We start from the raw sequence: 10,435 nt of genomic DNA on the forward strand, positions 1-10,435 counted from the left end.
CGTGTCCGCCCGCTGCGCGCACGCGCAGCGGGCCTGATTCCAACGCCTGATCGCGATGCTCTGTTGCGCCCGCCGTGCGTGCGCGCATGCAACGCGGTGGGCGTGATTCAAGCCGCAGACACCGCATCGCGCCACACAACGTCGCGCCGCACGGTGGCGGTGATGTGACGAGTCGACGCCCGTGGCCCGTGGGGAGGCTGCACGCGTCTTTGCAGCCGCGCCATTGGAGTGAGTGCACCATGCAAGTCCGTTCGCGTCGTTCCGCCTCACTGGCGGCCGCTCGCCTGCCCACCGCGCGTCTGCCGGTGGCCATCGTCCTGGCACTGCATGCGGCCAGCGCCGTTGCGCAGACCGCCCCGGCCACGCCAGCCACCGACGCGGTGGATCTGGACCGCGTGCAGGTCAAGGCCACCTACCGCGAAAGCCTGCAGCAATCGCTCGATGCCAAGCGCTACAGCGTGGAGCAGGTGGATGCCATCTATGCCGAAGACATCGGCAAGTTTCCCGATCTGAATCTTGCCGAATCGATGCAGCGCATCGCCGGCGTCTCCATCGACCGCGAAGGCGGCGAGGGCAAGCAGATCTCCGTGCGTGGCCTGGGCTCGGACTTCACCCGCGTGCGCATCAACGGGCTGGAAGCACTGGCCACCGCCGGCAGCGGCAGCGATGGCGTCAACCGCAGCCGCGGTTTCGACTTCAACACCTTTGCCTCGGAACTCTTCAGCCGCGTCACCATCAGCAAGACCCAGTCCGCGCAGATGGACGAAGGCTCATTGGGCGCCACCGTCGATCTGCGCGGCTCGCGCCCGTTCGACTTCGACGGCTTCGAAGCGGCCGCGTCCACGCAATACGGCTACAACGATCTCTCGCGCGAAAAGGACCCGCGCTTTTCCGGCCTGATCAGCAACATCTGGGCCGATGGCCGCGTCGGCGCGCTGATGTCGGTGTCCTACAGCGAGCGTCACCTGCGCGAGGAAGGCTACAACCCGGTGCGCTGGGAGCACGGCAACTACCGCAACTCCAACCAAAGCACCGCGACCAACAACGGCACCTACGGCTTCTGTTCGCCGGTGGGCTACAACCCGCAGACTCCGCGCAACCCGTTGTCCAACGAAACGCGTGCCGGGGTCGGCTCGCAGGCCAACCAGGACCGCAACAACGGCTGGGGCAGCTACGGCATCAGCGCCACCACCTGCGGCACCGGCATCCCGCGCCCGGCCAACACGCCGGAGAACATCCAGGCCTACGAAACCGCCACCGATGCCTGGATTCCGCGCTACCCGCGCTACATCCGCACCGATCACGAAATCAAACGGCTGGGTGTCACCGGCGCGCTGCAATTCAAGGTCAGCGACGACACCCTGCTCAACGTCGACATGCTGTATTCCAAGCTGGACAAGGACCAGCGCGAAGACTCGGTCGGTGCCAACCTGCACCGCACCGCCAACTTCGGCGGCAAGACCCAGATCGCCGTGCGCGAGGCGCAGGTGGACGACCAGAACCGCCTCACCTACGGCGTGTTCGACAACGTCGACTTCCGCACCGAATCCAGCAACATCGAAGAATCCACCGAGTTCAAGCAGTTCAGCCTGGACCTGCAGCACCGCTTCAACGACCAGGTGCGCGTCAATGCATTGGTCGGCCACTCGACCTCAGACTACGAACGCCCCGAGTTTTCGATGGTGAGTTTCGACAACACCAACCTGGACGGCTTCGTGCTGGACCGGCGTGGTGGCGGCGACTACCCCAGCATGACCTTCCCGTTCGATGCGGGTAACCCCAACAACTGGCAGTGGCTGGGCTACGGCGCGGTGCCGGTCAACAGCAATGGCACCGCGCGCGGCACCAACATCAGCGAGGTTCGGCTCAATCCGCAGTCGGTGAACAACACCTTCGACACCGCCAAGGTGGATCTGGAATTCAACATCAGCCCCACCTTCACCTTCCGCACCGGGCTGGCCTACAAGAACTACGACATGGACACGTCGGAGTCGCGCAACATCTCCTACGGGCGATTGGCGCAGGCATTGCCCGCAGGTGTCGGTGTCAACGATCTGAGCACCAACCTGGACGGCTTCGGCCGCAGCTTGAACGGCAGCTTCCCCACCACCTGGGTGATCCCGGATTTCCAGAAGGTCGCCGACCTGCTCAACATCAATTGCAACTGCGACACCGGCGTGCCCGGTGGCGACTACCGACTGGCCGATGTCGGCCACTTCGGCTCGTCCAACAACAATTTCGCCGTCAACGAAAAGAGCCTGGGCACCTACCTGCAGCTGGATTTCAACACCGACCTGTGGGGCCGCGCGCTGCGCGGCAACCTGGGCGTGCGCTATGTGCAGACGCAGATCGCCGCCAGCGGTTATGCACCATGCACGGCCACCGCCGCCGGCGCGATTTCGCCCAACTGCCAGTCGTTCTTCGGCGTGGCCAGCGCCACCGCCGCGGCCGGCGAGCGCCTGCTGGTGCCCACCACGGTCAACCACAACTATCGCGACATCCTGCCCTCGTTGAACCTGTCCTGGGATGTCAGCGACGAGGTGGTGTTGCGCTTGGGTGCGGCCAAGACCATGGCGCGGCCCACGCTGGCGTATCTGTCGCCCAGCGTCAGCGGCGGCCCCACCCAGTATTTCGACGACGGGCGGTTTTTCTCAATCAATCTGGGCAACCCCAAGCTCGACCCGTTCCGCTCCACCAACTACGACCTCAGCGCCGAGTGGTACTTCCGCGAGGGCTCGCTGCTGTCGGCGGCGGTGTTCTACAAGGACATCGACAGCTACGTGCAGCGCACCCGCGTGCTCAGCACCTGGGAAGCGATGGGTTACTCGCTGGACCTGCTGCCGGCCGGCTTCACGCCGGACACCATCTTCAACGTGCAGAGCTACTTCAACACGCCCGGCGGCCCGCTCAAGGGCTTCGAGCTGACCTATCAGCAGGCCTTCGACTTTCTGCCCGGCTTCTGGCGCAACTTCGGTATCCAGCTCAACTACACCCAGGTCGATTCCAAGATCAATTACCTGTTCAGTACCGCAGGCAGCAGCAATACCAGCATCACCACCACCGCCACCGAGCGCGACCTGCTCAACCTCTCGCCGCAGTCCTACAACGCCACCGTCTATTACGACGATGGCCGCTTCAGTGCGCGCGTGTCCACCAGCTACCGCGATGGCTACATCAACAACATCCTCGCCCAGGAAGACGTCTACGACCTGGACGGCAAGCGCCTGGTCACGGCCGACGTGACCGGCAAATACAGCGTGGAAAACGTGGATTTCAACATGTCCTACAAGCTCAACGACCAGCTGTCGCTGACCTTCGAGGCCATCAACCTGCTCGACACCCCCGACCGCCGCTACGTCGATTCCACGCTGGAACTGCCCGACAAGTACACCGTCACCGGGCGCCAGTACTACATCGGCGCGCGCTACAAGTTCTGACAGGAGAACAGCAATGCAACCGCATCGCAGGATCGTGTTACGCACCCTCGCCGCCACCGCCCTGTTGGCGGGGCTATCGCTCGGCAGCACCGCCGCCATCGCCGCCGACCCGGTCTACACGGTGGCCAAGCAGGGCAGCGCCGGCTACCGCACCGTGCAGGCCGCCATCGACGCCGCCGTGCAGGGCGGCAAACGCGCGCAGATCAATATCGGCGCCGGCACCTACCAGGAACTGATCGTGGTGCCGTCCAACGCACCGGCGCTCAGGCTCACCGGCGCCGGCCCCACCCAGACCATCATCACCTACGACAACTACGCCTCGCGCATCAATCCGGCCACCGGCACCGAGTACGGCACCTCCGGCTCGTCCAGCGTCATCATCGCCGGCAACGACTTCACTGCCGAAAAACTGGCCTTCGGCAATCACGCCGGCCCGGTCGGGCAGGCGGTGGCGGTGCGTGTGGATGGCGACCGCGCCGCGTTCCGCAATGTGCGCTTCCTCGGCTACCAGGACACGCTGTACCTGCGCGGCGCCAAGCTGTCGTACTTCCTCGACTGCTATGTCGAAGGTACCGTGGACTTCGTGTTCGGCGCCGGTACCGCACTGTTCGAGAACGTGCAGCTGCACTCGCTGGGCGATGGCTATCTCACCGCCGCCTCCACCCCGCAGGAGAGCGCACGCGGCTTCGTGTTCCGCAATGCGCGCGTCACCGCTGCCAGCGGCGTGTCGCGCGTGTTCCTGGGGCGCCCGTGGCGGCCGTATGCCAGCGTCAGCTTCATCGGCAGCCAGCTGGGCGCGCACATCCTGCCCGAGGGCTGGAACAACTGGGGCAACACCGCCAACGAGGCCACCGCCCGCTACAGCGAATACCAGAGCAGCGGCGCCGGTGCCAACCCGTCGCGCCGCGTGAAGTGGTCGCGTCAGCTCACCGCTGCGCAGGCCGCCGCGCTGGACCGCAACACCATCCTCGGCAACTGGAAGCCATTCTGATGCGCACGCTCACGACATTCGCCCTCACCACCGCGCTGCTGCTGGCGCCGCTGTCGGCCATGGCCGACAAGATCGCCGACAACATGTTGCTGCTGCAGACCGCCTCCGGTGGTTGGTCCAAGCAGTACAAGGGTGTCGCGGTCGACTACACCCGCACCTTCACCGCCGCCGAAATCGCCGAGCTGCAACAGCCCGGGCGCAAGGACGACGCCACCATCGACAACAAGGCGACCACGTACGAAATTACGTACCTGTCCACCGCCTTCAAGAACGAGAAGAACGCCAAGTACATCGCCGCCGCGCGTCGTGGCGTGGACTACCTGCTCACCGCGCAGTACGCCAACGGCGGCTGGCCGCAGTTCTACCCGGACTTGTCGTCCTACCACCATCAGATCACCTACAACGACGATGCGATGGTGCGCGTGCTCAACCTGCTGCAGGACATCGGCGAGGGCAAGGGCGATACCGGTGCGCAACTGCGCAGCAGCCACGGCGCACGCGCCGTGCAGGCGGTGGCCAAGGGCCTGGAATGCGTGCTCGCCACCCAGGTCAAGATCGGCAGCACGCTCACCATCTGGGGCGCGCAGTACGACGAGGTCACGCTCAAGCCGGCCAAGGCGCGTGCGTATGAGCTCGCGTCGCTGGCCTCCAGCGAGTCGGTGAGCATCGTGCGCTTTCTGATGCGCCAGCCCAACCCGTCGGCCAAGATCAAGACCGCAGTGCAGGCGGCCGGTGTCTGGTTCGACACCCATCGCATGCGCGATCTGGCCACCAAGAAAATCGACGACCCCACCCAGGAAACCGGCAAGGACATGATCCTCGTCGCGCAACCGGGTGCCTCGTTATGGGCACGCTTCTACGACCTGCAGAATCAACGCCCCCTGTATGCCAACCGCGACGGCAAGGCCTTGACCGACTACATGCAGGTGCCCAACGAACGCCGCGTGGGCTATGCCTGGCATGGCACCTGGCCGGACAAGTTGTTGAAGGATGAGATTCCCAAGTGGAAGGCCGCAAACGGGCTGTAGTGGACGCAGCCATCGCACTACCGCACGCGGCGCATGCTGGCGCGCGCAGCACCCAGGCACGGCATGTACTCTCGTACGTGCCGGCCCGCGTGCTCGCCGCCACCCGTGCGTCGCGTGCTGCGTTGCGGTGGCACGTTGCAGTGTCTGTCGCTCGTATGGTGCGGCAGTGGTTTTGAAACAGACGAGGTGCGTGTGCTGAAGGTTTGGATGGGTGTGTTGTGTCTGATCGCGCTGCCGGCAAGTGCGGCCACTTCCACGGCGCCGGAGTTGCTGTTCCGGGTCTCGGCCGATCGCAGTCTGGAGGCCGATGTAGCCCGCGGCGATCGCGTGCCAAACTTCCGCGACAAGATCACGCTGGTGCCCACCGGCAAGCGTGGCAATGCCATCGAATGGGCCGACGACGGCGTGCTGTCGTGGAATGCGCCCGGCAACCTCTACACCCAGCGCGGCACGCTCGGCTTCTTCTGGCGCGCGCGTTATCCCGTGGGCGAGGCGCCATTCGTGATCTTCCGTGTCGGCTACGCCGACCACACCAGCTGGGACATGGCCTGGCTGCGCATCGACTGGAACGGCCACGGCTTCGATGCCTTCGTCACCGATGCCAACCTCGCGCGCACCCGCGTCTCCTTCAAGCTCGACAAGGCTCCGTCCGCCAGCGACTGGACCCACATCGCCTTTGCCTGGGACGAAACCCGCGGCGTGCGCCTGTATGTCGATGGCAAGGAAGCCGCACGCGTGGACTGCGGTGCGCCCTGCGCCAACGGCGGCGCGCTCGACTTCGACGCCGCACTCGACCAGTTCGGCCTGGCCGGACGCGTGATGTCGCCGCACCAGGTGCAGAGCCGCTACAACTTTTTGCGCGGCAGCGACTTCGACGAGATCCGCATCTACGACCGCATGCTCGACGCCAGCGGCGCCGCCGCGCTCGCGCGCCTGCAGGAGCCCGCCACCGCCGAGCCGACCACATTTGCATCGCAACACGCCGCTTTCCTGCACCGCTACGGCTGGGACAACGGCCACGCACCGCCGCTGCTGGACGCACCGGTCACCCGCATCCGCAAGGTGGAGTTCGCCGACGCGCGCGACCTCAAGCAATGGATGTGGAAGGCCACCGACGGCATCGCCGAAACCACCTGGCCCGGCGTCTACAACCGCTCGCGCCTGCCCGGGCGCGACGACTACTTCCAGCTGCCGGACTGGAACACCTATGTCGAAGGCGGCAAGGCGCTCGACCTCACCCTGCCGGACGAGCCGGTCAACCGCATCGAGCTGCGCGGCGCCGCCTACGGCCAGGCCACATACGCTGCGCCCAACGCACAGGCGCAGCCGCTGTTCGCGCGCAGCCAGGGCGTGGTGCGCAGCGTGGACCAGTTCCCCGAGCGCCGCGGCGGCACCCTGCGCTTTGCCAACACCGCGCAGGAAACCCCCATCCAGGAAATCTGGGCCTACAACGTGCAGCCGGGCGAGGTGCCCAAGGGCAGCGCGCAACTCAGCTACACCGTGCGCAGCGACATCCAGCCCGACTACGACAACCTCGCCCCCTTGCGCGCTGTCATTGCCGGCCGCTACCCGCCAGGCGAGCGCCAGACCGTCATCGCGCTGCCCACCAAGGCACCGGCGCGCAAGCGCCCCAGCGACAAGGCCGCGGCAAGCGCGCAGCAGCCCATCGTGCACATCCTGGTGCCCTCCAGCCTGGGCGACCCGCCGCCGGACCAGGCGCTGATGCGCAGCTGGTCCTACGGCTGGGAGAACATGCACGACGGCCTGGACGGCATCGCCATCACCCTGCCGGCGCTCAACCTGCCGGCCACCCACAACGGCAGCATCCCGCTCAACATCCGCATCAAGGACCCCATCTGGCCCGCGCGCGACATGATCGACGTCTCGGTCGCGGTCGCCCCCGGCCAGGCCCGCACGCTGTGGCTGGACCTGCGCGACAGAATCCTGAGCAACGACAGCCTGATGCTCAGCATCGCCGCCGCCGCGCCCGGCTTCGATGCCAACGCACTCGACGGTACCCAGCTGCAGCTGGTGTTCAAGCCGCGCGCCGAGGCCATCAAAGAGCACGTCGCCGACCGCTTCAACCAGGTCAAGGACAACTGGGGCTTTCTGGTGGAAGAGCACACCACCTCCAAGCGCCAGCTGCTCTACAAGCGCCTGGATGCGGACATCACCGACCTGCTGCGCGTGGACCCGGACCACGCCCTCGGCCGCCAGTACTGGAACGACATCAGCTACGCCAACCAGGGCGCGTTGCCTGTCGAACTGCCCAGCGTGCCCAAGGGCGTGCCCGCCTGGGCGTTCTGGCAGCTGCAAGACCTCAGCGCCACCCGCCGCTACATCCGCTGGTGGATCGAGCAGCGCCAGGTGGCCTACGGCGATTTCGGCGGCGGCATCTCGGATGACTCAGACCTGGTGCAGCAATGGCCCGGCGTCGCGCTGATGGGCGTGGACCCGGACATACTCAACGCCTCCATGCTGGCGCTGTCCGATGCCAACTACCGCAACGGCATGTTCACCAACGGCCTGTCCACCATCGAAACCGACGAGCTGCATTCGTACGAGGAGGGCATCAACCTCAACAGCGCCCTGCTATATCTCAACTGGGGCGACCCGCGCACCGTCGAGCGGCTGATGCAAACGGTCAAAGCCTTCGACACCATCATCCAGGTCAACCCGCAAGGCCACCTGCTGTTTGCCAGCAACTGGTTCGGCGGCCGCAAGGTCTACCGCGAGCCCAACTGGCAATGGCAAAAGCCATATTCCTTCCCCATCGTGCACCCGGCCATCCTGCTGGGCGGCTATAACGCCGACCCCAACAGCCGCCGCATCGTCACCGGGTTAGCAGACGGCTATCTCGCCCACGCCTACACCAACGCCAAGGGCAACTGGGCGCTGCCCAACGAGATCAACTGGCAAACCGGCAAAACCCGCGGCGGCGAACTGTTCGAAGGCAGCGGCGGCGCCGACACCTTGCACACCTTCTGGGCCGCCTACCGCTTCACCGGCGATGCGCGCTATCTCAAGCCGATCGATTATCGCGTTGCCAACAGCGGCCCAAACGGCCTCTCGCTGCTCAACGAAAACTTCCTCGATGTCATGGGCAAGCGCAACGATTGGAGCGGCAAGCTCATCGATGCCGCAAATAAAGACGACGGCAGCGCCCCGGACTTCCCGCACCACGTGGCCTGGGAGCAAACCGGCAATCTCGAGTATCTCGCCGCCATTTACCGCAGCGAGGCGCGGGAGAAACTGCAGAACTTCTACATGAACACCGAAGGCCACTGGTGGAGCGACCGCGTGGAATCCCCCACGGTCAACCTGCAACGCGCACGCCTTGGCGGCGTGGCGCTCAAGCGCAACCAGACCTACCCCGGCCACACCGTGAGCTGGCGCTTCGCCGATCCAGAAGCGGCGACACAGGTCGCCATCGCCATCCCCGCACCCCAGCAAGACCGCTTCACCGTCATCGCCTACAACACCTCCAGTAAAACCCAGCGCGCCAGCATGACCGGCTGGAACGTCGCCCCAGGCCAATGGCGCATCACCCAAGGCGTGAGCAAAGGCAATGACGGCAAGCTCGACAGCAACGCCAAAACGCAAGAGATCGCTTTCGAAAAAAGCGCGGCCATCGACATCGACTTCCCCGCAGGCCGCACCACCGTCCTGCAGCTCGAACGTATTGCAGCCACCACCCCGGTCGAACTACGCCCGGACCTGGGCATTGGCCACGGCGATGTGCGCGTGACCGCGGACGCCATCGAAGTGACCGTGCACAGCCTCGGCCACGCCGATGCACCGGCCGGGTTTGTGGTTTTGGAGGATGGGCGTGGGAAGGAGTTAGCAAGAGCTCCCTTCCCAGCACTCGCGGCACCACGCAACCTGACGCCTAGGACGGCTGTTGTCCGGTTGGCGGTGCCGTCTGCTAGTACTGGCAAGGAAGCGCATTTGCGTCTGGTAACGGAGGGCGAGGTTGCTGAGGTGACTCAACGTAACAACACGATGGCGGTGCCGTAAAAGTAGGCAACGGGCTCAAGTGGTGAGTTGTCTAGATCCCGGTATTACGCCGCAAGTAACTAGGCGTAACAGGATGAGCCCGCAAGGGCGCAGCCTAACACCTGCCGTCAGACACCGGCACACAGTTGGAAAGCGATGAGCTTGTGATTGACCGCTTTCAGGGAGTCGGCGAGGATCAGGTTATGCCGCGCTTAGGCGGTACAATAGTAGTTAGGCCCTACGTGTGGAGCTTCGGATGGAACTGAAAGTTAAAATCTCCCATGGGCAGGCCACGGTCAGGGAATGGCACAAGGAGTGCGAAACAGTGCTTGGTAGAGAAGTGGGTGGGAACTTGAGTGGACGTGAAGAAAAGTGGTGCGCCATTGAGCTGGACTCAAATAAGCTTCTTGGATGGCTCACAACTACTCGCGACAATTTCACTTGGAAACCCAAGCCTTCTAGTCTGCAATTCCATGTCACGTCGATCCAATCTGGCACAACCATCGACGCACCAGTTATGTGCAGCGATCTCGATACAGACGGCTCAATCAGGTTCGTTGATGGACGGCATCGCACGGTCGCCCTACAACAGTTAGGCGCTACAAAAATTCCAGTCATGGTTCCCAAAAGTCAGATCAAGCTGTTCTTGGATTACCTTGGGTGAGGCCCAAAAATTTATTCAAGCCGTAGCCGCTTCGCGGCTCGGCTTAATTCTGGTGTTGGGCAGCAGGAACTATGAACCTCGCAACCGAAGTAAATCCTGATCTGTGGGCAGCCGTTCGGCGCAGCTACGAGAGCCAAGCTTGGTCGAATGCAATTCTCGACGCTGTTCATCATTTCAGTGATGTGATTCGCGCTAAGGATGGTCTGATCAACGCCATCGGAGGATGAGGTAAGCCGCATCGGTCGCGCCAATGACGCTCAGGCCTGCGGTTTTTGGCCGTTTCCGGCGCATGTGCGCGGTGTTGCCCCTGCTACAGGCA

General features: G+C 64.4%; 6 protein-coding genes. All 6 read left to right on the plus strand.

Going from position 1 to position 10,435, the window contains the following annotated elements:
- Positions 1–239 precede the first annotated feature (239 nt).
- The 6 genes from A7D17_RS12335 (at position 240) to A7D17_RS24450 (ending at position 10,343) form a co-directional block, all read left to right on the plus strand.
- Positions 240–3,437, plus strand: coding sequence for a TonB-dependent receptor (locus tag A7D17_RS12335; protein ID WP_064509350.1), 3,198 nt, complete (start codon positions 240–242; stop codon positions 3,435–3,437).
- A gap of 13 nt (positions 3,438–3,450) precedes the next feature.
- A complete protein-coding gene (locus A7D17_RS12340; RefSeq protein WP_064509351.1) occupies positions 3,451–4,428 on the plus strand; it encodes a pectinesterase family protein in 978 nt (325 codons plus the stop codon).
- Entirely contained in the window at positions 4,428–5,456 is a 1,029-nt protein-coding gene (gene pelA, locus A7D17_RS12345; RefSeq protein WP_064509352.1) for a pectate lyase, read from the plus strand. Before A7D17_RS12340 ends, pelA begins: the two co-directional genes overlap by 1 nt.
- 186 nt (positions 5,457–5,642) lie before the next feature.
- Entirely contained in the window at positions 5,643–9,473 is a 3,831-nt protein-coding gene (locus tag A7D17_RS12350) for a LamG-like jellyroll fold domain-containing protein (RefSeq protein WP_064509353.1), read from the plus strand.
- A gap of 235 nt (positions 9,474–9,708) precedes the next feature.
- Positions 9,709–10,116 (plus strand): ParB N-terminal domain-containing protein, encoded by a 408-nt coding sequence (locus tag A7D17_RS22860; RefSeq protein WP_082861929.1) that lies wholly within the window; start codon positions 9,709–9,711, stop codon positions 10,114–10,116.
- A gap of 71 nt (positions 10,117–10,187) precedes the next feature.
- Entirely contained in the window at positions 10,188–10,343 is a 156-nt protein-coding gene (locus A7D17_RS24450; protein WP_161946544.1) for a hypothetical protein, read from the plus strand.
- Positions 10,344–10,435 lie beyond the last annotated feature (92 nt).

Origin of the sequence: Xanthomonas floridensis (assembly GCF_001642575.1) — a bacterium.
Classification (GTDB): Bacteria; Pseudomonadota; Gammaproteobacteria; order Xanthomonadales; family Xanthomonadaceae; genus Xanthomonas; species Xanthomonas floridensis.

Coding starts and splice junctions, on each gene's coding strand:
- A7D17_RS12335 (WP_064509350.1), top strand. CDS start 240: ATGCAAGTCCGTTCGCGTCGTTCCGCCTCACTGGCGGCCGCTCGCCTG.
- A7D17_RS12340 (WP_064509351.1), top strand. CDS start 3,451: ATGCAACCGCATCGCAGGATCGTGTTACGCACCCTCGCCGCCACCGCC.
- pelA (WP_064509352.1), top strand. CDS start 4,428: ATGCGCACGCTCACGACATTCGCCCTCACCACCGCGCTGCTGCTGGCG.
- A7D17_RS22860 (WP_082861929.1), top strand. CDS start 9,709: ATGGAACTGAAAGTTAAAATCTCCCATGGGCAGGCCACGGTCAGGGAA.
- A7D17_RS24450 (WP_161946544.1), top strand. CDS start 10,188: ATGAACCTCGCAACCGAAGTAAATCCTGATCTGTGGGCAGCCGTTCGG.